General features: G+C 63.4%; 22 protein-coding genes. 15 read left to right on the forward strand and 7 right to left on the reverse strand.

The annotated features are described in order from the left end of the window. Positions 1 to 29 precede the first annotated feature (29 nt). A complete protein-coding gene (locus WS68_RS22495) occupies positions 30 to 1415 on the forward strand; it encodes an LLM class flavin-dependent oxidoreductase (protein WP_059572835.1) in 1386 nt (461 codons plus the stop codon). A gap of 167 nt (positions 1416 to 1582) precedes the next feature. Then, on the forward strand, positions 1583 to 2638 hold the full coding sequence (locus WS68_RS22500; RefSeq protein WP_059572836.1) for a substrate-binding domain-containing protein: 1056 nt from the start codon (positions 1583 to 1585) through the stop codon (positions 2636 to 2638). Positions 2639 to 2683: 45 nt separating this feature from the next. Here the strand turns inward: WS68_RS22500 and WS68_RS22505 are convergent, their stop codons facing one another. Both WS68_RS22505 and WS68_RS22510 read right to left on the reverse strand, forming a co-directional pair. Beyond that, complete coding sequence (locus tag WS68_RS22505) at positions 2684 to 4012, reverse strand: ATP-binding protein (protein WP_059572837.1); 1329 nt, start codon at positions 4010 to 4012, stop codon at positions 2684 to 2686. Next, positions 4013 to 4735, reverse strand: coding sequence for a response regulator (locus WS68_RS22510; protein WP_059573120.1), 723 nt, complete (start codon positions 4733 to 4735; stop codon positions 4013 to 4015). Between the two features lie 247 nt (positions 4736 to 4982). Between WS68_RS22510 and WS68_RS22515 the strand changes: the two genes are divergently transcribed. Both WS68_RS22515 and WS68_RS22520 read left to right on the forward strand, forming a co-directional pair. Continuing rightward, a complete protein-coding gene (locus WS68_RS22515; protein ID WP_059572838.1) occupies positions 4983 to 5729 on the forward strand; it encodes a MipA/OmpV family protein in 747 nt (248 codons plus the stop codon). A gap of 30 nt (positions 5730 to 5759) precedes the next feature. After that, positions 5760 to 6950: an SDR family oxidoreductase gene (locus WS68_RS22520; protein WP_059572839.1), complete on the forward strand. Its 1191-nt coding sequence runs from the start codon at positions 5760 to 5762 to the stop codon at positions 6948 to 6950. A 25-nt stretch (positions 6951 to 6975) separates the two neighbouring features. On the opposite strand, the gene hpaR is transcribed toward WS68_RS22520, so the two are convergent. Continuing rightward, positions 6976 to 7416 carry a homoprotocatechuate degradation operon regulator HpaR gene (hpaR, locus tag WS68_RS22525; protein WP_059572840.1) on the reverse strand — a complete coding sequence of 147 codons (441 nt, stop codon included), beginning with the start codon at positions 7414 to 7416 and terminating at the stop codon, positions 6976 to 6978. A gap of 153 nt (positions 7417 to 7569) precedes the next feature. On the opposite strand from hpaR, the gene WS68_RS22530 reads away from it, so the two are divergent. The 7 genes from WS68_RS22530 (at position 7570) to hpaI (ending at position 13512) form a co-directional block, all read left to right on the forward strand. After that, positions 7570 to 8259: a fumarylacetoacetate hydrolase family protein gene (locus tag WS68_RS22530; protein WP_059572841.1), complete on the forward strand. Its 690-nt coding sequence runs from the start codon at positions 7570 to 7572 to the stop codon at positions 8257 to 8259. Next, positions 8256 to 9020: a fumarylacetoacetate hydrolase family protein gene (locus WS68_RS22535; RefSeq protein WP_059572842.1), complete on the forward strand. Its 765-nt coding sequence runs from the start codon at positions 8256 to 8258 to the stop codon at positions 9018 to 9020. Before WS68_RS22530 ends, WS68_RS22535 begins: the two co-directional genes overlap by 4 nt. Before the next feature lie 23 nt (positions 9021 to 9043). Beyond that, positions 9044 to 10510, forward strand: coding sequence for a 5-carboxymethyl-2-hydroxymuconate semialdehyde dehydrogenase (gene hpaE, locus WS68_RS22540; protein WP_059572843.1), 1467 nt, complete (start codon positions 9044 to 9046; stop codon positions 10508 to 10510). A gap of 67 nt (positions 10511 to 10577) precedes the next feature. Then, the gene (hpaD, locus tag WS68_RS22545; protein WP_059572844.1) at positions 10578 to 11426 is read left to right on the forward strand and encodes a 3,4-dihydroxyphenylacetate 2,3-dioxygenase; all 849 of its coding nucleotides are present in this window, start codon (positions 10578 to 10580) and stop codon (positions 11424 to 11426) included. A 58-nt stretch (positions 11427 to 11484) separates the two neighbouring features. Then, entirely contained in the window at positions 11485 to 11877 is a 393-nt protein-coding gene (locus WS68_RS22550) for a 5-carboxymethyl-2-hydroxymuconate Delta-isomerase (protein ID WP_059572845.1), read from the forward strand. A 24-nt stretch (positions 11878 to 11901) separates the two neighbouring features. Continuing rightward, entirely contained in the window at positions 11902 to 12705 is an 804-nt protein-coding gene (hpaH, locus tag WS68_RS22555) for a 2-oxo-hept-4-ene-1,7-dioate hydratase (RefSeq protein ID WP_059572846.1), read from the forward strand. 9 nt (positions 12706 to 12714) lie between these two features. Further along, entirely contained in the window at positions 12715 to 13512 is a 798-nt protein-coding gene (gene hpaI, locus WS68_RS22560; protein WP_059572847.1) for a 4-hydroxy-2-oxoheptanedioate aldolase, read from the forward strand. A gap of 100 nt (positions 13513 to 13612) precedes the next feature. On the opposite strand, the gene WS68_RS22565 is transcribed toward hpaI, so the two are convergent. Both WS68_RS22565 and WS68_RS22570 read right to left on the reverse strand, forming a co-directional pair. Beyond that, positions 13613 to 14485, reverse strand: a complete 873-nt coding sequence (locus WS68_RS22565; RefSeq protein WP_059572848.1) for an MOSC domain-containing protein — start codon at positions 14483 to 14485, stop codon at positions 13613 to 13615. A gap of 242 nt (positions 14486 to 14727) precedes the next feature. Then, the gene (locus WS68_RS22570) at positions 14728 to 15477 is read right to left on the reverse strand and encodes an SDR family NAD(P)-dependent oxidoreductase (RefSeq protein WP_059573122.1); all 750 of its coding nucleotides are present in this window, start codon (positions 15475 to 15477) and stop codon (positions 14728 to 14730) included. A 592-nt stretch (positions 15478 to 16069) separates the two neighbouring features. Here WS68_RS22570 and WS68_RS22575 point away from each other — a divergent pair. After that, positions 16070 to 17272, forward strand: coding sequence for a porin (locus WS68_RS22575; RefSeq protein WP_059572849.1), 1203 nt, complete (start codon positions 16070 to 16072; stop codon positions 17270 to 17272). A 245-nt stretch (positions 17273 to 17517) separates the two neighbouring features. On the opposite strand, the gene WS68_RS22580 is transcribed toward WS68_RS22575, so the two are convergent. Further along, a complete protein-coding gene (locus tag WS68_RS22580) occupies positions 17518 to 17898 on the reverse strand; it encodes a hypothetical protein (RefSeq protein ID WP_231753087.1) in 381 nt (126 codons plus the stop codon). 383 nt (positions 17899 to 18281) lie between these two features. On the opposite strand from WS68_RS22580, the gene WS68_RS22585 reads away from it, so the two are divergent. Beyond that, positions 18282 to 19082, forward strand: coding sequence for an enoyl-CoA hydratase (locus WS68_RS22585; protein WP_059572850.1), 801 nt, complete (start codon positions 18282 to 18284; stop codon positions 19080 to 19082). Between the two features lie 221 nt (positions 19083 to 19303). Here the strand turns inward: WS68_RS22585 and alr are convergent, their stop codons facing one another. Then, positions 19304 to 20431: an alanine racemase gene (alr, locus tag WS68_RS22590; protein ID WP_059572851.1), complete on the reverse strand. Its 1128-nt coding sequence runs from the start codon at positions 20429 to 20431 to the stop codon at positions 19304 to 19306. A gap of 364 nt (positions 20432 to 20795) precedes the next feature. Between alr and WS68_RS22595 the strand changes: the two genes are divergently transcribed. After that, positions 20796 to 21176, forward strand: a complete 381-nt coding sequence (locus tag WS68_RS22595; RefSeq protein WP_059572852.1) for a DUF427 domain-containing protein — start codon at positions 20796 to 20798, stop codon at positions 21174 to 21176. A 165-nt stretch (positions 21177 to 21341) separates the two neighbouring features. Continuing rightward, the gene (egtB, locus tag WS68_RS22600; RefSeq protein ID WP_059573128.1) at positions 21342 to 22580 is read left to right on the forward strand and encodes an ergothioneine biosynthesis protein EgtB; all 1239 of its coding nucleotides are present in this window, start codon (positions 21342 to 21344) and stop codon (positions 22578 to 22580) included. Position 22581: the final 1 nt, after the last annotated feature.

The following is a 22581-nucleotide window of genomic DNA, read 5'->3' on the forward strand; positions in this document are numbered from 1 at the left end:
TATTTTGCTGTCCGGAGTGCTTAGCCGTCATGACTCGTCCAATCCGTTTCAATGCCTTCGACATGAATTGCGTCGGACACCAATCGCCTGGATTGTGGGCGCATCCGCGCGACGAATCGTGGCGTTACCGTCAGATCAGTTACTGGACCGAGCTTGCGCAGTTGCTCGAGCGCGGCAAGTTCGACGGCCTGTTTATTGCCGACGTGCTCGGTATCTACGACGTTTATCAACACAGCGGTGAAGCCGCGATCAGGCAAGGCGCGCAGGTGCCCGTGAATGATCCGATCCTGCTCGTGTCCGCGATGGCCGCCGTCACGCAGCACCTCGGTTTCGGTATCACGTGCTCGCTGTCGTATGAACATCCGTATCCGTTCGCACGTCGGATGTCGACGCTCGATCATCTGACGAACGGGCGCGTTGGCTGGAATGTCGTCACGTCGTATCTCGACAGCGCCGCGCGCAATCTGGGCCTGCCACGCCAGACCGATCACGACGACCGCTACGCGCTTGCCGACGAGTATCTCGAAGTCTGCTACAAACTGTGGGAAGGCTCGTGGGAGGATGATGCGGTGGTGCGCGATGCGGCTCGGCATGTATTCGCGGAGCCGTCGAAAGTGCACGCAATCGGCCATCACGGCAGGCATTTCGATGTGCCGGGCATCCATCTGTGTGAGCCGTCGCCGCAGCGCACGCCGGTACTGTATCAAGCCGGTGCGTCCAAGCGCGGCAAGGATTTCGCCGCGCAGCATGCGGAATGCATTTTCGTCGCGGCGCCGTCGCGCACGATCTTGAAGGCGTTCGTCGCGGACATTCGCGAGCGCGTGCGCAAGTACGGTCGGAATCCGCGTGACGTGCTGATTTTCAATCTACATACGGTGATAACCGGCCGCACGTCGGCGGACGCGCACGCGAAGCACGCCGATTACCGGCGCTATGCGAGTGACGAGGGGGCGCTTGCGCTAATGTCTGGGTGGACCGGCATCGATCTGTCGAAGCACGGGCTCGATGAGCCGCTCGCGCACGTCGAGAGCAACGCGATCCAGTCGGCCGTCGAGGCACTGTCGAGCGCTGACCCGACACGCGTATGGACGGTTCGCGAAATTGCGAAGTGGGGAGGCATTGGCGGGCTCGGTCCAGTGTCGGTCGGCGATCCGCGCGAGATTGCCGACGATTTGCAGTCCTGGGTCGATGAGACCGACGTCGACGGTTTCAACCTTGCTTATGCGGTGACGCCGGAAACGTTCATTGACGTTGTCGAGCTTGTCGTGCCGGAGCTGCAACGGCGAGGCGTCTACAAGACCGAGTACGCGCCGGGCACGCTACGCGAAAAATTGCACGGTGTGGGGCCGCGTCTTGCAGTGCCGCATCCCGGGGCACGCTATCGCGTGCCGACCGAGCACGCGCCTACGCGCTGATGGCGAAATGGGCGGCCGGCCGGGCGGTGCAATGCACGCTGCTCGCCGCGCGATGATTGCCTGGCTCACCATTTGGCCGATTCATCGGCCGGTGTACCGATTGCGCATCGCTCGTTTGCCGAATCGACGCGAAACCCATCCACCTACTTATACCGATAGGAGTTGCCATGCGAGTGCCGCTGCGAGGGCTGTGCCGGATCGCGTGTGCCGTTTCGTTATCCTTGATATTGCCGGTCTCGAGCGCATGTGCCGCGCCGCTTAAGGACGCGCCGCCGCCGTTCGACAAGGCCGGTGTGAAGATCGCGCTCGTCAACTACTTGTCGACTGGCGATTTCTTTCAAGCATACGAGGCCGGCGCACAGAAGCAGGCTAGGGCGCTCGGCGTGGATCTGCGCATCTACGAAGGCCGGCAGGACGCGGCCGAGCAGCGCGAGCAGATTCAACAGGCGATTAGCCTTGGTGTCGCGGCGATCATCGTCAATCATGGGCTGCCGGAAGCGTTGACGGACGTCGTGCAGCGCGCGCTCGACAAAGGCATAAAGGTCGTCGCGTTCGACGTCGATCTGAATCATCCGAAAGTGCCACAGATCGAGCAGAGCGACCGCGATCTCGCGACGCTCGTGCTGGAGCAGGCGGTAAAGGATAATGGGCCGTCATTTGCGGCGGGTTATGTGTACGTTGCGGGCTTTGCTCCGCTCGATCGTCGCGATGCGGTATGGCGCGAGTTCAAGCGTACCCGGCCCGGCATCCAGCAGAAGGCGCGCTGGGGGACGGTCGATGCTCCGATTGCGCAGTCGGTCGCGAACCAGGCGGCCGCCGCGTATCGTGCGCATCCGGATATCCGGGTGGTATTCGCACCATATGATGAGTTTGCGCGTGGCGCACTGATTGCCGCGAACGAAGCGAAGCTCGGCTCGCGAGTGAAGATCTACAGCGCGGACATCTCCACGGCCGATATCGAGGCGATCCGTGCGCCTGGCAGTGCATGGGTTGCGACCGCGGCAACGAATCCGGCCGTGGTTGGCGCGGTGTCGGTGCGGGCAGCGGCGCTGCTCGTCGCGGGACAAGATCCTGGGCGGCATATTGTCGTGAAGCCGACGTTGATCACGCGAGACGACTTGATTCGCAATGGTATCCGCACGGTCGGCGAACTGAGCGCGAAATTCCCGGCATTTCGTGACAGCGATGCGGCAAAGGCGAAGTGGATCCCAAAAGCGGATTGAGCGCGATTGTTCGCCGCCGGCAGGCGGCGGAAAATTTCGTGCGCATCAGGCCGCCATGCTTGGCGTGTCTCGGCCGCGAGCCGCCAATTCGAGCACCGGCAGCGTGATGACGAAGCGGGCGCCGGCTGCTGGCGCGTCGTCGAGCCGCGCGTCGCCGCCATGGGCTAGCGCGACGTGCCGTACAATCGTCAGGCCAAGCCCGAATCCGCCCGTCTGCCGGTCTCGGCTTGAGTCTAGCCGGTAGAACGGCTCGAACACACGGTCGCGATCGGCGGGCGCGATGCCGGGGCCGTCGTCTGCAACCGCCAGCACGAGTGCTCCTGCTTCATTGTGCGACGCATTTAGCGAGATTGTCGTTGCTGCATAGCGCATGCCGTTGCGGATCAGATTCAGCAGTGCACGCGCGACGAGTTTCGGATCGCAGATATGGCTCGCGCGCGCGCCGTGCGTCGAGACATCGAGCGTGAGCCGGCGATCGGCGATATCGTTCGCGACGTTGGCCGCGACGCTATCGATCAGCTCGGCCACCGTCACCCGCATCAGCGCGAGATGCGCTTCGTGTTGTTCCAGCCGGCCGATCGTCAGTAATTCCGTGACGAGATCGTCCAACTCGCGCACGTCGCGGCGCAGCGCCTCCTGTCGCTCACGCATGCGAGCGGGCGCATCTGGTGCGGCGAGCAGCGCAAGGCCGAATTCGAGCCTCGCGAGCGGCGTTTTCAGCTCATGCGAGATGCTATGCATCATCTCGCGTTGCTGCTGAATCGACGTTTCGATACGTTGCGCCATGTCGTTGAACTGCTGCGACAGCTCGTAGATGTTCGATTTGCGCGACAAGCGCACGCGCGTCGCCAGCCGCCCTCTGCCGAATGCGCGCGCGGCCGCTTGCAGCTTGCGCAGGTCGCGCCAGTGATAGTGCACCCATAGCACGATCGCGAGCAGCATCGCGAACGAAACGGTCAGGTATGCGTAGATTTGGATGTCGAGATTTGCCGGTTGGACCGGCCGCGCATGCAATACGGAGCCGTCGGCGAGCGGCATGTAGTAATCCTGGCCGTCGTAGCTGATTGCGATGTCGCCGCGTTCGAGATCGTACAACGGCGCGCCGTACAGCGCGCGGCGGGCCTCATCCATCGAAATGAAATTGAATCCTTCGTTGCCGTGCAACGCAAGCTCGCGCAGCGCGAGTTCGCGCTGCGCGCCCGGATGACGTTCGAGATAATCGTTGAGCACGAACGCGTAGGTCGTCAGCGACGCGCGTTGCGCGGTTGCGAGCCGTTCGTAGAAAAAGCGGTCGAAAGACGTGTTGATGAACACGACCGATGCGGCGAAGCATGCGATCACGAACAGGTACAGTTTGATCAGCGAGCGCAGCATTCAATCGTCCCATGCCGAAGGGCTGAACAGGTAGCCGCGCCCCCAGATAGTCTTGATCCGATGCGGTTCTGACGAATCGTCCTCGAAGCGGCGCCGTAGCTTCGAGATGCCCGAGTCGACCGAGCGGTCGAGGCCGTCGAACTCGATGCCGCGCAATTGCTTCAGGATGTCGTCGCGGCTGAGCACGGTGCCTGCGGCGCGCGCGAGGATCAGCAGCAGGTTGAATTCGGCCGTTTTCAGATCGACGAGCTCGCCGCGCCACGCGACAGTGCGGTTCGGCGGGGAGATGGTCAGTTGACCGAACGATAGCGTCTGGCTCGTCTGCACTTCGGCGACGGAGCCGGGCTGCGCGCGGCGCAGCAGCGCGCGGGCGCGTGCGACGAGCACGCGCGGTTCGATCGGTTTCGTCACGTAGTCGTCGGCGCCGGTTTCGAGGCCGGCGATCTGGTCATATGCATCCGCGCGCGCGGTCAGGATCAGCACCGGCACGTTCGAGAACGCGCGGATGCGACGGCACACTTCCATGCCGTCGAGATGCGGTAGCATCAGGTCGAGAATCACGAGCGCGGGCTGATGCTCGCGCGCGGTGGCAACGGCAAGATCGCCGCGCCGGACGACTGTCACGGAGAACTCGTAGCTGTCAAGGTATTCGCGGATCAGTTGCGCGAGCCTGTCATCATCCTCGACCAGCAGCACGCGATATCTGAGCGGCACGTCTTTCATGATCTCCTCGTTGTATTTGCGCCGCATGCGCCCGGCCGGCATATGCGGGACACGCGAATTCTAGCCGTGCATATACCCCCGCAGCGGGGGCATCACAATTACCAACAATCGAACACAAATACGCACATATTCCCGAAACATTCGGGACAGAATCGTCAGACGCATGCCCCTAGACTGCGGGCTTCTTGACTCTCGTGCCAATATCGTGCGCTTGTTCTTCCAGTCCCTACGGTCTTTCCGGTATTGCGTGCCGTTCATCGGCTTGACATCCGCTGCGGCTTCTCATGCGGAAAATGTCTATACGGTTTCGCTCGGCGGCGGTTTTGCGCCGCGCTATGCGGGCAGCAACCAATACCGCAGCGTGTTCGCGCCGTCGTTTTCCGCGACGTTCGACAACGGCTGGTTCATCGGCCCGCTCGACGGCATCGGCTACAGGCTGAATCTGCCCGGCGACACATTTGTTGCCGCGGCGCTCAGCTATGACGAGGGCCGAGCGGACGAAAACCGCTTCGGCCGTTCGGGATCGGACTATCTGAAGGGCATGGGAAGCGTGCCGGGCTCGGTGATCATCGCGGTGCAGGCGGGCGTGAAATTGTATGGCAATAGCGTGTTGAGCATGACGCTCGATACGCCGGTCACTCATACGGCGCGCGGCTTGTCCGGGCATGTCGATCTCGCCGTGCCAGTGTTTAGCGCCGGGCGTCACGCAGTCGTCGTGACCGGGTCCGTGCATGCGGGATCCGGCCGCTATATGCAGGCGTTTTATGGCGTGACCGCGGCGCAGTCGGCGGCCAGCCGCTTTCGGCCGTACTCGACGAAAGGCGGTATCGACAGTGCGTCGATGGCGCTCGCCTGGACCTATACGTTCTCCCGCCATTGGTCCGTGGAGACGACGCTTGGCGTATCGCGTCTGCTGGGCAGCTACGGCAACAGCCCGATCGTGCAGGCCAAGAGCAATTACTTCGGGCTGTCGTCGGTGAGCTATCGCTTTTGATGCTGAATTCGCGGAAAAACGGAGACTATCGTGTTGATCTGGAAACGGGCCTTATCGTTTACTTGGCAGACCGGCCTCATGTCGCCCGCAAGCGTGCCTGCCGCGGCCGCGCATATCGAGCGTCTCGTGCTGACGGGGGCGACAGGGTTCATTGGCGGCTCGGTGCTGGTTGCGCTGGTCAATGCCGGGTTGATCGACCGGGTGGTCTGCGTGGTTCGCGCCTGCAATCGCGCGCATGCGCTGACGCGGCTGCGCGCGGCGGCGCTCAGAAGCGGCCTCGCGCCGTACTGGGCCGAGCGCCTGATCGAGGCGAACGTGATTGCAGGCGCGCTCGAAGGCGAGTTCGACGATGATGACGCGGCGCGTTTGTCGGCGGCTACGCACGTGATTCATTGCGCGGGGATTGCGTCGTTCTCCGCGGCACCCGTCGTCAATGCGACGAACCGTGACGCGACGTTGCGCTTCGCGAGCCGCTTCGTCGGCAGCCGGCGGCTGAAGCGCTTCGTGCATGTGGGTGCGGCGTTTGCAACCGGCGTGCGCGAGCGTGGCGCGATTCGTGAGGACTCCGCCGCGTCTGCATCGTGCGATCGGGGCATCGACGCGATGCCGTATGCGCGTGGCAAGCGCGATGCGGAAACGGGCCTGCGCGCGCTGGGGCTGCCGCTCGTCGTCGCGCGGCCGTCCTGCATCGTCGGCCATACGCTGCTTGGCACGCAGCCGTCGGCAAGCACGTTCTGGATGTTCCGGATCGTACACGCGGTGCGCCGCTTCACCGCGCGGCCGATGGCGCGCGTCGATGTGATCGCAGTCGACGACTGCGCACGCGCGCTGATGCTGCTTGCGCTGAAACCGGTGCTTGCTTACGACGCATATCATGTTTCGGCAGGCGGCGAAGCGCCGAGCGTCACGCAGATCGTGCGGGCGATGGACGAAGCGGCCGGCATCGAAGGCCAATCGCGTTACGCACTGTGCTCGAACGCCGAGCTTTCCACGATCGCGCGTGACGTGCTCGGCCGCCGCGATCCGGCGCGCGAGCGGGTGATCGAGCGGGCCTTGCAGTCCTACGCGGCGTTTGCCGATCTCGACTGCGTGTTCGACAACGCACGCATCCGTGCGGAGATCGACTTCGAGCCGCTGCCGTTCGTTGATTACATACACGAATGCATGCGCACGTCGCGCGGCATCGACGTGTTCGCGCAGATGCCGAAAACGGGCCGCTGACGGCGTGCGTGGCGGCGGCCGCCGGTTATTGCAGGCCGCCGACCTCGATTAATTTGTCGAGCGCCGCGTACATTTCGCTTAATGCATCGACCCCGAAACGTTCTTCGATGAGCCGGTATTGTTCATCGATGCGTGGGCCGATCTGTTTGACGAGCTGGCGGCTTTGCAGGGTCAAGCTGACCATCAGCCGGCGCTGATCTTCGGGCGCGCGCATTCGACGAATCAGGCCGTCGCGCTCCATTCTTTCGAGCACGCCCGTGAGGCTCGGGCTTAAAATGCTGCAGCGCTTCGCGATCTGCCCGGCGTCGAGTTCCTGGTTCGGAGCCCCGTCCAGCAAGCGGATGATCCGCCATTGCTGCTCCGTCAACGCGAATTCCTTGAGAATCGGCCGGAACCGTCCCATCAGCGTTTCACGAGCTTCAAGCAGCAGCATGGCCAGGTTGCGGTGATCGACCGTTCGATTCATGAAGTGTCCGGAAAGCGATTGATCCGACAATCTTAACAGGACGAAATCGCCGAGGCGACCAATCAGGGTTATTGTAGTTGTGTGTGTGCCGTCATTTATTTAATATATTAACAACTTAAGTTTGGCCGCACGACGCGGCAAAGGAAGAAACGGATGGAGTTGCCTTTTGTCGTCGATGGCGAGGCGGCGGGGACGGTCCGCGTGGGCACCGTGTACGGCGCTTTGCTGAACGATCGCGGCGCGCTCGCCGCGTTGGGCGACGCGGTGCATGCGCCGCCTTACGGCAAGCCGCCGGCCGCGCCCGTGCTGTATGTGAAGCCCGCGAACACGCATGCGGCCGACCGGGCTGCCGTTGCGGTGCCGGCGGGCGTCGATGCGCTCGAAATCGGCGCGACGCTCGGCGCCGTGTTCGCGCGCCGAGCTACCCGGGTGACACGCGAGCGGGCGCTCGATTATGTGCTCGGCTACACGCTCGCGAGCGACATATCGGTACCGTCTCCCGATTACTACCGGCCTGCAGTGCGTTTCAAATGCCGCGACGGATTTTGTCCGCTCGGCCCGGCGATCATTGCGCGCGCAAGCATTGCTGATCCGGACGGGCTCGAGGTGACCGTGCGCGTCGATGGCGTGCCGCGCTATGCCGCGAGCACCGCGAACCTGATCCGGCCGGTGGCGCAATTGATCGCCGAAGTGTCGTCGTTCATGTCGTTCGACGCGGGCGATGTGCTACTGGTCGGCGTCGGGCCGAAACTGCCGCGCGCACCGGCCGGCAGCACGATCGAAATCGCCGCGCCGGGCCTGGGCGTGCTGCGTCACTCGCTGATTGCGGAGGATACGATATGAAAACCGCGCGAGTGGTGTTCAATGGCGCGTTGCATACAGCCGAGCCGGCAGGCGAAGGGGGTGTGACGCTCGATATCGGTCGCATGCTTGATGAGACGGACGTCGCATGGTTGCCGCCGCTGGTGCCACGCACAACGTTCGCGCTTGGGCTGAATTATGCCGATCACGCGAAGGAACTCGCGTTCAACGCACCGAGCGAGCCGCTTGTCTTCCTGAAAGGGCCCAACACGTTTGTCGGTCATCGCGCGCTGACCGTGCGTCCCGCTGATGCGACGCACATGCATTACGAGTGCGAGCTTGCGGTGGTGATCGGCCGTGCCGCGCGCAACGTGAAGCGCGCGCAGGCGCTCGATTATGTGCTTGGCTATACGGTTGCGAACGATTACGCAATTCGCGACTATCTCGAGAATTACTATCGGCCGAACCTGCGCGTGAAGAATCGCGACACCTGCACGCCGCTTGGGCCGTGGCTCGTGAGTCGCGACGAGATCGGTGATCCGTCGAATCTCACGTTGCGCACGACGGTCAATGGCCGTGAAACGCAGCGCGGCAACACGCGCGACATGATTTTCGACGTTGCATCATTGATCGAATACCTGAGCGGCTTTCTGACGCTCGCGCCCGGTGACCTGATCCTGACCGGCACGCCGCACGGGCTTGCCGATACGAAGCCGGGCGACGAGGTCGTGACCGAGATCGAAGGCATCGGCCGGCTCGTCAATACGATCGTGAGCGAAGACGATTATTACCGTGCGGGCTGACGGCGCCGCACCAGGAGAGCTGCATGACCCTCATCAAGCATTGGATCGACGGCAAAGAAGTGGAAAGCCGCGAGACGTTTACAACGTTCAACCCGGCCACGGGCGAGCCGATTGCCGATATCGCATCGGGCGGCGCACAGGAAATCGACGCGGCCGTGCGTGCCGCGAAGGAGGCGTTTCCAAAGTGGGCGAACACGCCGGTCAAGGAGCGCGCGAAGCTGATGCGCCGGCTCGGCGAGCTGATCGAGCGCAACGTTGCGCCGCTTGCCGAATTGGAAACGCAAGATACGGGGTTGCCGATCTCGCAGACGAAGAAGCAGTTGATTCCGCGTGCATCGGAGAATTTCCATTTTTTCGCCGAAGTGTGCGCGCAGATGAACGGCCGCAGTTATCCGGTCGACGACCAGATGCTGAACTACACGCTGTATCGGCCAGTTGGCGTGTGCGCGCTGATCTCGCCTTGGAACGTGCCGTTCATGACGGCGACGTGGAAGACCGCGCCATGTCTCGCGCTCGGCAATACCGCGGTGCTGAAGATGTCGGAGCTTTCGCCGTTGACCGCGGATCAGCTCGGGCGTCTGGCGCTCGAAGCCGGTATTCCGCCCGGCGTGCTGAACGTCGTGCAGGGTTACGGCGCGACGGCGGGCGGCGCGCTCGTCAAGCACCCGGACGTGCGCGCGATCTCGTTTACCGGCGGAACCGTCACCGGCAAGCGGATCATGGCGAACGCGGGATTGAAGAAATATTCGATGGAACTCGGCGGCAAGTCGCCCGTGCTGATTTTTGACGATGCCGATTTCGAGCGTGCGCTCGACGCATCGTTGTTCACGATATTTTCGATCAATGGCGAGCGTTGCACGGCGGGATCGCGGATTTTCGTACAGCGAACGATTTACGACAAGTTCGTTGCCGAATTCGCGCGTCGCGCGAGTAACCTGCTCGTCGGTGATCCCGCCGACGAGCGCACGCAGCTCGGCTCGATGATCACGCGCGCGCACTGGGAAAAAGTGACGAGCTACATCCGGCTTGGCGAAGAGGAGGGCGCGCGCCTTGTCGCCGGCGGTGCGGACAAGCCCAATCATTTGCCCGAGCATTTGACGAACGGAAATTTCGTTCGGCCGACCGTGTTTGCCGATGTCGACAACCGGATGCGCATCGCGCAGGAGGAGATCTTCGGGCCGGTCGCCTGCCTGATTCCGTTCGATAATGACGAGGACGGGCTGCGTCTGGCGAACGATACGAATTACGGCCTTGCTTCGTATCTGTGGACGCAGGACGTCAGCCGCGTGCATCGGCTCGCGCGCGGGATCGAGGCGGGAATGGTGTTCGTCAACAGCCAGAACGTTCGCGATCTGCGCCAGCCGTTCGGCGGTGTGAAGGAGTCGGGCATCGGCCGCGAAGGCGGCGAATACAGCTTCGAAGTGTTCGCCGAAATCAAGAATGTCTGCATTTCGATGGGCGGTCATCATATTCCCCGCTGGGGCGTATGACGCCTGGCGATCAAGATTACGCCGCGCGCCGGTGCTGGAAGCGCCGACGTGCGGCTGGAGACCCACGATGGGAAAATTGTCTCTTGCCGCGAAGATCACTCACGTGCCGTCGATGTATTTGTCCGAGCTGCCGGGTAAGCATCATGGCTGCCGTGCGGAGGCGATTCGCGGGCATCAGGTGATTGGCGAGCGCTGCCGCGCGCTCGGCGTCGATACGATCGTCGTCGCCGACACGCATTGGCTGGTCAATGCCGGTTATCACGTCAACTGTAACCGGTATTTCTCGGGCATTTACACGAGCAACGAACTGCCGCACTTCATTCGGGACATGCGTTATGCGTATCCGGGCAATCCGGCGCTCGGGCATTTGATCGCCGAGGTCGCGAACGCGCATGGGATTCACGCGCGCGCACATGAAATCGATAGTCTCGAACTCGAATACGGCACGCTCGTACCGATGCGTTACATGAACGCCGATCAGCATTTCAAGGTCGTGTCGATTGCCGGCTGGTGCATGTGGCACTCGCTCGACGAGAGCCGCCGTTTCGGCGTGGCGCTGAAGGAGGCGATCGAGGCCAGCGATGCGAATGTCGCGTTCTTCGCAAGCGGCTCGCTGTCGCACCGGTTCAACGACAACGGCAGCCCGGAAGATTCGATTGACGAAATCAGCCGGGAGTTTTTTCGGCAAGTCGATCTACGTGTGGTCGAACTATGGAAGCGGGGCGATTTCGCCACGTTCTGCAAGATGCTGCCCGAATACAACGAGCACTGCCACGGCGAAGGCGGCATGCACGATACCGCGATGCTGCTCGGTTTGCTTGGCTGGGACCGTTACGACAAGCCGATCGAAACCGTCACTGATTATTTCGCAAGTTCCGGCACGGGCCAGATCAACGCGATTTTCCCGCTGCCATGACACGGGCTGCGCTCTCGCCTCTACAACGACAAGACCGTTCGGAATACGGAGAATTTTCATGCCGCACATCATCGTCGAATATACCGCGAACATTCGCGAAGCCGCCCGGATTCCGGTGCTGCTCAAGATGATCAACGATACGCTGATCGCGCAGGACGGCGTGTTCCCGATCGGCGGTATCCGTTCGCGCGCGATCGAGTTGCAGGATTACTGCATCGCCGACGGCGCCGCCGACGACGCGTTCGTCCATGTGACGTTCAAATTCGGCTCCGGCCGCGACGAGGCGACGAAGAAGCGCGCTTGCGACGCGCTGTTCGACGCAATCAAGGCCCATTTTGCGCAGCTGTACGCAAGCCGCCCGCTGGCACTGTCGATGGAAGCGAACGAGTTCAGCGAAGCGGGCACCTACAAGCACAACAACATTCATGCACGCTATAAGCGCGGTGCGTGACGGTCATCGGCGATCATGACGACCATGCTGGATTTCACTACCATCGATCTTCTCGCACGCAAGCTGCATACGGCGGAACGCGAGCGCAAGCAAATTCGCCAGATTTCGCTCGATCATCCGGATATCACGATCGATGACGCGTATGCGATTCAACGCACGTGGGTCGACATCAAGCTTGCCGAGGGCCGTGTTCTGAAAGGGCATAAGATCGGCTTGACGTCGAAGGCAATGCAGGCGTCGTCGCAGATCGACGAGCCGGATTTCGGCACGCTCCTCGACGACATGTTTTTCGACGACGGCGCGATGATTCCAACGCAGCGCTTCATCGTGCCGCGTGTCGAAGTGGAACTTGCGTTCGTGCTCGGCAAGCCGCTTAGGGGGCCTGGCTGCACGCTGCTGGATGTCTACGATGCCGTCGATTACGTGGTGCCGGCGCTTGAGATCATCGACGCGCGCAGCCAATCGATCGACCCGGATACCAAGCGCCCGCGCAAGGTGTTCGACACGATCGCCGACAACGCGGCGAACGCGGGCGTGGTGCTCGGCGGCCGGCCGGTGCGGCCGACGGACGTCGATTTGCGTTGGGTCGCGGCGATCATGTCGCGCAACGGAGTGGTCGAGGAAACGGGCGTCGCGGCCGGCGTGCTGAATCATCCGGCAAATGGCGTTGTGTGGCTCGCGAATCGGCTGGCGCGCTTCGGCGTGACGCTCGATGAAGGCGAGGTCATTCTTGGCGGTTCGTTTACGCGGCCGTGCGCGGCGAAAAGCGGCGATACATTCAGTGTCGATTACGGCCCGCTCGGTGCGGTTCATTGTTATTTCGAATAATGCAACGCGATGATATGCACATCTGATAATTCGTTCAAGGCGGCGCTCGCGCGAGGCACCGCGCAGATCGGGCTATGGCTCGGGCTTGCGAATCCCTATAGCGCGGAGCTTGTCGCGGGCGCCGGATTCGATTGGCTGCTGATCGACGGTGAGCACGCGCCGAACACGGTGCCGACGATACTTGCGCAATTGCAGGCGATTGCGCCGTATCCGTCGCATCCCGTCGTGCGCGTGCCATGGAACGACGCGGTCGTCATCAAGCAGGTGTTGGATCTCGGCGCGCAGACGCTGCTCGTGCCGATGGTGCAGAGCGCCGCGCAAGCGAGCGCTGCCGTTGCGGCTATCCGTTATCCGCCGCACGGCGTGCGCGGCGTCGGCAGCGCGCTAGCGCGCACGTCGCGCTGGAATCGCATCGACGACTATTTGCAGCGCGCGAACGATGGGATCGCGCTGCTCGTGCAAGCCGAGACGCGCGCGGCGGTGGACGAGATCGATGCGATCGCGCGTGTCGACGGCGTCGACGGCGTGTTCATCGGCCCGGCCGATCTGGCCGCTGACCTCGGGCATCTCGGCAATCCCGGGCATCCGGACGTGCAAGCCGCGATCGATCACGCGATTGCGGCGATCGTCGCGACGGGCAAGGCGGCCGGCATTCTTTCCGCCGATCCGGCCGCCGCGCGCCGCTATCTCGATGCGGGCGCGACATTCGTGGCGGTTGGCGTCGATACGATGCTGCTCGCACGCGGTGCCGAGCAGCTTGCCGCGCACTTTGGCCGCGGGGCGCACGTGCGCGCGCCGGCGTACTGATTGTCGAATTCGAGCAGGTGCTCGTGCGCAATGCCGCGCACGAGCGCCGCCTGCGCGCCCAGCGGCCGGAATCAGGCCAAACGAGACCAAGTCGGCTTGCTCAATCGCCGAAGCCGATCTCTGCTTCGACTGCTTGCCCAAGCGCGAGCGATGCACCGGCGCCGTTGACGACGATGCCGTTCTTGCCGAACGTGAGCGCGCCGTTGAACCGGGCATTGCTGCGATAAGCGCTCATTGTGTCGAGCGGTTCGTGCGGCCACTCGGGGGCCGGCATACCGGTGCGCTGATCGATCGTCGGCACCGGGCAGCGCGTGCATAGCTTCACAAGATTGATGCGCACGCTGGCGCTTTCGGTTTCCACGTCGAGCGAATCGACATAGTCTTCTTCATGGGCGTCGAGCCCTGTCAGCACGAGGTTCGGCCGGAAGCGGTCCATCGGTACTTCGGGCGCGCCCTTGTCGCGCAGGCGCTTGTTCAGTTCGTCGAGCGATGCCTGGCCAATGACGAGCAGCGGGAAGCCGTCCGCGAAATGCGTATGCGCTACTTGTTCCCCCGTCCATTTCGAATCGACCACGCGGCGCGCGCCGGGCGCGAAGCGCACGAGGCACGCTGGAGTTTGCAGGAATTCGGAGAACCAGCGAGCGGTATGCTTGCCGGTGTCGAACGCATGGACGGTATCGCGCCAAACCGTCGCCGCGATCGCCGTGGCGTGCGGCTGGAGCGCCGCAGCGGCGAGCGGTATACGCAGTTCGGGCATTCCCGGCGCGCAGAGCACGAGATCGTGCTCTGCGATCGCGGTGTGCACGAGCGCGAGCTTCGGGTGAGTGCGCTGCGTGAGCATTGCGCCTGCCGGGTCCGTCACCATCCAGTTCCGATCGTATTCGAGGCCGGTGTCGAGCAGGCGCGCACGCTTGACGGCGATGCCGCGGCAGGATTTGATCGGATAGACGAGAAGATCGCTGATGACTGGCATGGGGCGGGGAAAACGAACGGAGTGGGCGGGCTCGGCCGTAATTGGAGTAATGGCGGATATTGTATTGGCTGAACGGCTGCGCTGCCTACTCGCTGCGAATTTTCGCGGTTTGTTTCGCGGCCCGAGCGGCTGCCGGATTGCTGATCAGCAATCCGGCGATCGCGCTTTAGACGGGCATCGTGTGAGCGCGTCGGCAATCGACACGGGCGTCGCGGCGCCGAACTTCGTTTGGCGAAGCCGGTTTATTGCGCGGTATATCCGCCGTCGACGACGATGCTCTGCCCGGTCAGATAACGCGCGCGGTCGCTCGCGAGGAACAGGATGGTTTCGACGACCTCGTCGGTCGTGCCGGCGCGCTTCGCTGGCACGGCCGACAGGAAGCTTGCTTTCGCATCGGCGTTCCTCCCGGAGAAGCGCTCAAGCATTTCCGTCTGGATGGGGCCCGGCGCGACGGCGTTCACGCGCACGCCCGCCTGCGCGCCTTCGAGCGCGGCGCTCTTCGTGAGCCCTTCGACCGCATGCTTGCTCGCGACGTACACCGACGCGCCAGCGAAGCCGACCCGCCCAGCAATCGACGACAGATTGATGATCGAGCCGGAGCGTTGCGCGAGCATCACGCGCAGCTCGTATTTGAGAGACAGCAGCGTGCCGAGCGCGGATGCGCCCAGCGTATTGTTGTAGTTGTCGACGGTTTGCTCGACGATGGGCGCGACCATGCCTTCGGTGCCCGCGTTGTTGACGGCGACGTCCAGCCGGCCGAAGCGTTCGACCACGCGTTCGACGAGGCGGCGCACGTCGTCCTCGACGCTGACGTCGGCGCGCACGAATTCGGCTTGCGCGCCCAGCTCGCGCAACGTTTGCACGAGCGCTTGACCTTTATCGTCGTGGCGCCCGCTGACGACGATGCTGCTGGATTCGCGGGCGAATGCGAGGGCGGCCGCGCGGCCGATGCCGGTCAATGCGCCGGTGATGAGCACTACGGGTTGAGCCATGAGAATCTCCATTGATAGGCGGATTGGCAATGACAACATGTAAACTGTAACTGGTTATGTTCGGTTTCGAAAGTAAACTAGTTTCATTGTCATGTCTTCACGCCGGCATGACGGGATCGACCGGCGTCGCGCGTGGGCTGCTGCCGCGGTTCGATCGATATAGGCAATGCGCTCGCGGCCACGGCGATGCGTGCGCATTTCGATCGGCAACCCGTCTTCACTGGTTTGGCCGGCCGCGAAGGCTCGTATCGCTTCGACGCCTGTGGCAAGCCGTCTGGGATGACGCGCCAGGTATCGCACCGTTGCGTTGTGCGAAAGCGTTCTGGAAGGCGCGCGGAGGGATTGTTTGAATGTAAATCAGGGTAAATCCCTGTTCAATGGGAACCGGTTCCAAAAAACGCGCATATGCCATCAAATCCTTGCTGGCCCGGCATAAAAACTAACTGGTTAATGAATTCCCGCGTTGCGCGGACCCGACGCCTTTTTATTCTCCGTTTTACAGAAAAAATGAATCGGTGAGAATGGCGGCCGCATGGGCAAGCCATGAGCGCCCGGCGTCATACGAGAAAAATTTCTTGAGGATGGGGATTCAATGAAAAAGCGTGTAGCGGTCGCGATGACGACCGTCGGACTGGCGGCCGTTGCCACGGCGCATGCCCAGAGCAACGTGACGTTGTACGGTATCGTCGACAACGGCATTGCGTATCAGAGCAGCAGCGGCTCGCTCGGCTCGACGACGGGCGGCCGCTCGGCCGTCAAGATGTCGACGGGCGTATGGGCGGGCAGCCGCTTCGGCCTGAAGGGCAGCGAGGATCTGGGCGGCGGCTCGAAGGCGATCTTTCAGCTCGAAGCAGGCTTCAATACCGCTAACGGCACGTCGCAATTCGCGGGCGGGATTTTCACGCGCCAAGCCTGGGTCGGCTTGACCAATCCGACCTACGGTACGCTGACGGCCGGCCGCCAGTACACCGCGTACTACACGCTGCTGTCGCCGTATAGCCCGACTAACTGGCTTACCGGCTATTTCGGCGCGCATCCGGGCGATATCGATTCGCTCGACACCAGCTATCGTGCGAACAACTCGCTCGTTTATATGTCACCGTCGTTCTACGGCTTCAAGGTCGGCGGCTCGTATGCGTTCGGCGGCGAGCCGGGCAGCGTGAACGCCGGCTCGACGTGGAGCGCGGGCATCCAGTACCTGAACGGGCCGGTCGGCATCGCTGCGGCGTTCCAGCGCGTGAACAACTCGACATCGGGCGGCGGCGATTGGGGCCCGTACTCGACGACGTCGAACGGCGGCGCGCAGGCGGCCGTGTCGGCGATCAACAACGGCTACAAGACCGCGCAGGCGCAGCAGCGCGTTGCGGTGACGGCGGGTTACCAGTTCTCGTCGGCATGGGACGTATCGGTGTCGTACTCGAACGTCCAATATATCCCCGGTGTGAAATCGGGGTTCCGCAACACGGCGATCTTCAATACCGCTGGCGCGGTGCTGCACTTTAAGCCTTCCGCAACCTGGGATTTCGCGGGCGGCTACAGCTACACGCGGGCGACGCAGTCGAACGGCATCACGAGCGCCGCGCAATATCACCAGTTCACGCTATCGCAATACTACAGCTTGTCCAAACGCACGGGCCTCTATGCGCTCGAGGCATATCAGCGCGCAAGCGGCAAGACGTTGGCCAACGGCAAGATCATCAACGCGACCGCATCGATCGGCGACGGCTTCAATTCGTCTCCGGCAACGTCGCGCAGCCAGGTGGGCTTGGGCGTCGGTCTGATTCACCGTTTCTGATGCGCGACGCGTGACAGCGTGCGGCGTGCGCCGTGTGCTGGCGGCTCGATGGCTTGGCAGCCGGTTCGCTCGAACCGGCTGTTTTTGTTTGCGGCGACGCGTTTGCGGTGTTTTATAGCGGCAGTTGCGGCACGGGCGGGATTTTCACGCGTGCGCGTCGAGATGGCGCATCAAAGCGTGGCAGCAGCGTATGCGCGCGCGATATGCAGGATATATGCGGATGCACAAGCGTGCACGTGGCGCGCTCAGCGCACCACGCCAGCGCGATAGCCGCGGGCGCTGACTCGCAGGACGTTGCCGTCCGGCGTGAATAAGCGCGGAATTTCGGGGGACGAAGGCGCGGGCATCGCGCGCGGCGACGCGCCGTCGAGCCCGCGCGGTTTAGGCGCGATCCGCGCGATCGTCGGCGCCGAGGGGCGGCGGATATGCGCATCGACGACGTGCGGCGCGGCGCGCTTGCGTTTCACGGCGGGCTTCGGCGCAGCTGGCGCTGCGGGGGCGGCAGGCTCATGGTGCGTCACGCCCGCGCGCGCTTCGGGCGGGTTCCAGATCTCGACATAGTGCTCGCCCGCGAACGTCGAGGACGTGAAAGTGAACAACAGCAATCCGTATCCAACCAGTTTCACTATCTCTTCTCCGTGGCACGAGCGATGCCCAAGCAGTGTCGATCGGCTTGTTTTCGCGCGGCCGCGGGCTTGCGGCTGCCGCGCGGCACGCGATTTTCGCATGGGTGGCGCGTTTTGCGCCATTGCTGCGGACTGTATGAATATACAGGTTTGACGGGCGATGTCCATCGGTGCGTCGATCGCGGTCCGGCGATGTCGGTTTTTCGCCGCGTTGGCCCATGCATGACCATTTTTTGCTTGACGCACAGCGGTTCGCTTCGTCCGGATACCATTTGTCAGTGGCAAGGACGCCGGGCGGAATTGTTGCCCGTATTGGCGGGTATCGGCGCATATCGGCCCGTATCTGTCCGGCAACGAACGTACATTCCCTCCAGGAGGACGACATGGACACGCCCAGCTCGCTGCCGCCGCTCGTGCGCGACGACGCCGACGGCGTCGCGACGTTGCGACTGAACCGGCCGGCTCGATTCAACGCGCTGTCGGACGCGCTGATCGATGCGTTGCTGCGCGAATTCGCTGCGCTGGCCGACGATGCGCACGTGCGCTGCGTCGTGCTTGCCGCCGAGGGCCGAGCGTTTTGCGCCGGGCATGATCTGCGCGAAATGCGCGGCCGGCCGGATATCGAGTATTACCGTGATCTGTTCGGCCGGTGCAGCCGCGTGATGCAGGCGATTCAGGCGGTGCCCGTGCCGGTGGTCGCGCGCGTGCACGGGGTGGCGACGGCGGCGGGCTGCCAGCTCGTTGCGTCGTGCGATTTGGCGATCGCGGCCGATACCGCTCGCTTCGCGGTGTCCGGCATCGATGTCGGGCTGTTCTGTTCGACGCCCGCTGTTGCGTTGAGCCGTAACATATGCGCGAAGCGCGCATTCGACATGCTTGTCACCGGCCGCTTCATCGATGCCGCGACGGCACGCGACTGGGGGCTCATCAACGAGGCGGTGCCGGCCGATGCGCTTGATGCGGCTGTCGCGCGAACGGTCGAGCGGATCGTGTCGAAGTGTCCGGCCGCGGTGCGCTACGGCAAGGCGATGTTCCACCGGCAGCGGCAGATGCCGCTCGCCGGCGCTTACGCGTATGCGGCCGACGTGATGGCGCGCAACATGATGGAGACGGACGCGCGCGAGGGCATCGACGCTTTTCTGGAGAAGCGGCCCGCGCACTGGTATGCGCGAGCGCGCTCGTGACGGTTCGCGGCCGCGGCGGAACGCGGCAGGCCGTCGGCCGGTATGCGCCGAACGGGGCTTTCGATTAACCAAGGCCGGGCCGCTGCGATTGCGTCGGGGTATTGTGCGCCGATGCCCGCATGTTCGACGCCGCGCCGGTAAGCGCGCAGCGCGGCCGGCCGGCCAGGTTTGCCGCCACGCTTTGCCGGTGCGCGCGGGTGCGCGCCGCCACGATATCGCGGCTATCGGCCGAAACTTCCAGTGCGGGTATCGTAGATTGAGCGGTGCGCGGCTGCGTCCAGCGGGTCGACCCCAACGGGCACCCGCCGCGCGAGCGCGCACATTAGCTCGTAGCCGATCGTGCCAGCCGCTTCTGCAACCTCGTCGACGCGAACCTGCGTGCCCCACAGCTCGACTGCCGAGCCGACGCCGGCCGTCGGGCAGGGCGTCAGGTCGATGGTCAGCATGTCCATCGAAACGCGCCCGACCACTTGCGTGCGCACGCCGTCGACAGCAATCGGCGTGCCCGTCGGCGCGTGCCGTGGATACCCGTCCGCGTAGCCGCAAGCGACGACGCCGATGCGCATCTCACGTTCGGCGGTGAAGCGGCGGCCATAGCCGACCGTTTCGCCTGCCGCGACAGTTTGTACGCCGATGATGCGGCTCGTGACGGTCATCGCCGCGCGCAGCGGTACGTTGGTGATATCGCAAACCGCGCCCGTTGGCGATGCGCCATACAGAATCGTGCCAGGGCGCACCCAGTCGCGATGCGCGCGCGGATGCCACAGCACCGCGGCCGAATTCGACAGCGTGCGCTCGCCAGGCAGGCCGGCTGCCGCGGCGTCGAACAGACGTATTTGCCAGTCGATCTCGCCTTCGTCAGCGTTCGCGAAATGCGTCATCAGCGCGATCTTGCCGATCGACGGTACGGCAGCCGCGCGTTCCCACGCGGCGCGGAACGCGTCGGGCCGGAAGCCGAGCCGGTTCATTCCTGAATTCATCTTGAGTTGGATGTCGATCGGCCGGCTCGGCTTGGCCGACGTCAGCATGTCTAATTGGTCCTGGCCGTGCACGGCAACCGTTAGGCGATAACGGTCGGCAATCTCGATATCCGCCGCGTCGAAAATCCCTTCGAGCAGCAGTACGGGTTTCGTCCAGCCGAGTTCCCGCACGCGTACCGCTTCGTCGAGATCGAGCAGCGCGATTCCGTCGGCGGTGGCGAGCGCCGGATAGACGCGCTCGATGTCGTGACCATATGCGTTTGCCTTGACGACCGCCCATACGCGCGACGCGGGGGCTTTCTGGCGGACGAGCGCGAGGTTGTGCGCGATGGCGTTGGGATGGATGCGGGCGGCGATGGGGCGGGGCATGGAAATTTCTGCGAATGGACGAAACAGAGAAAAAGCGGCAACGAACCGTCGGCGAATGGCAGCAGTGCGCTGCCGGAGCGCCGGCACGTGCCCGCGATGCGTATTTTCCGTATGAGGCGAGATAGCCAGTGTTGCGCGCTATGATATGTCGATGTGTATGGTTGTATTTAACGTATTTGTCGATTTTTTAGTAAAAATTGGCGAAAGTTCTTTGCCGAGGCCCGCGCCGCAGCTAACGGTTAATGTGCCGGCGATTGTTCGAAGGTTCGAGCATCGGCATTCGCGGCTAGCATGTCGCAGAGCGCGCCATAGCAGCGTACGATGGCGCCGAAGTCCGACGAGTTTCGCAACCGGAGGCGTTGTCATGTCCGAGCACACCCTTGCCGTCAAGATTCCCGGCCCGGATCATCCGATCACGATCGAAGCAACGGGCGCACGGGTTGTCGTCACCGTGAACGGCAGTCCGCTCGCCGATACGCGCAATGCGTTGACGCTGCGCGAGGCGGCATATCCGCCCGTGCAATACATTCCGCGCGACGATGTCGACATGACGCGGCTCGAGCGCAGCGCGCATGCGAGCTATTGCCCATACAAGGGCAGCGCGTCGTACTACAGCGTCGACGATGGCGACGGGCGGCGCGTCGATGCCGTGTGGTCATACGAATTACCACACGACGCCGTCAAGCAGATCGCCGGCCATCTCGCGTTCTATCCCGACCGGGTCGATTCGATCGCGATCGGCTGACGCGCATTGGCCAACCGGTGCCGGCGCACACCGCATCAGAGGTGCCAATTGCGCGTGCGGCATGGCGATGTCACAGGCATGTCCTATTCTCTTTGAGATGTTTTCCGTTGAGCGCATCGGCCGATGTAGCGCATGAGCCGAATCATCCTGTCGGGACGCAACGCAATGACGAACCATGAAGAACCAGCGCGCGACGTCGCGCGCAGCCTCGAGCGTGACTTCACCGATGTGCGCCGGTATAGCGTCGAGTTGGCCAGGCCGCTGTCGGCCGAAGATCAGTCGTTGCAGTCGATGCCGGACGCGAGTCCGACGAAATGGCATCTCGCGCATACGACGTGGTTTTTCGAGACCGTGATCTTGGCGCGGCATGCGCGCGGCTACAAGCTGTTCGATGCGCGCTATTCCTACCTTTTCAACTCGTATTACGAAGCACTCGGCCCGCGTCACGCGAGGCCGCAGCGCGGGCTGTTGTCGCGCCCGTCGCTCGATGACGTGCACCGCTATCGCCGCTACGTCGACGCCGCGCTGCTCGAGCTGTTGCGCTCCGCCGACGCGTCGTCGCTGCTCGCGCTCGAGCCGGAGATCACGCTCGGTCTGCATCACGAGCAGCAGCATCAGGAACTGATGCTGACCGATATCCTTCACGCATTTTCGCTCAACCCGCTATTGCCCGCGTACCGCAGCGACGCCGGTGCCGTGCCCGCCGATGCGCCCGCGCGCGCGAATCGCACGGCGCGCTGGATCGCGCGGCCGGGGGGTGTCGTCGAAATCGGTCATGACGGCCGCGGCTTTTCGTTCGACAACGAACGGCCGCGCCATGCGGTGATCCTGCAGCCATACGAGATTGCCGAGCGGCCCGTGACGAACGGCGAGTACGCGGCGTTCATCGAGGACGGCGGCTATGCTCGCGCGGAGCTTTGGCTCTCCGATGGCTGGGCGCTGGTTCAGCGCGACGCATGGAAGGCGCCGCTGTACTGGATCGCGGCGGACGCGGGCGAGGGGCTCGGCTGGCGCGAGTTCGGGCTCGACGGCCTGCGGCCGCTCGCGCATGACGCGCCGGTGTCGCATCTGAGCTTCTATGAAGCGGCCGCGTATGCGCAATGGGCAGGTGCGCGGTTGCCGACCGAATTCGAATGGGAGGCGGCGTTCGACGCGCCAGGCATCGAACAGATGACCGGGCATGTGTGGCAATGGACACGCTCGTCGTATGAGCCGTATCCGGGCTTCAAGCCGCTGGCGGGCATCGCGGCCGAATACAACGGCAAGTTCATGGTCGGGCAGCAGGTACTGCGCGGCAGCAGCATCGCGACGCCACCGGGGCATGCGCGCGCGACATACCGCAACTTTTTCGCGCCGGCCGCGCGCTGGCAATTCACGGGGGTGCGCCTTGCAAGAGAGCACTGAA

The sequence above is a fragment of the Burkholderia sp. TSV86 genome (genome assembly GCF_001522865.1).
Lineage (GTDB): Bacteria > Pseudomonadota > Gammaproteobacteria > Burkholderiales > Burkholderiaceae > Burkholderia.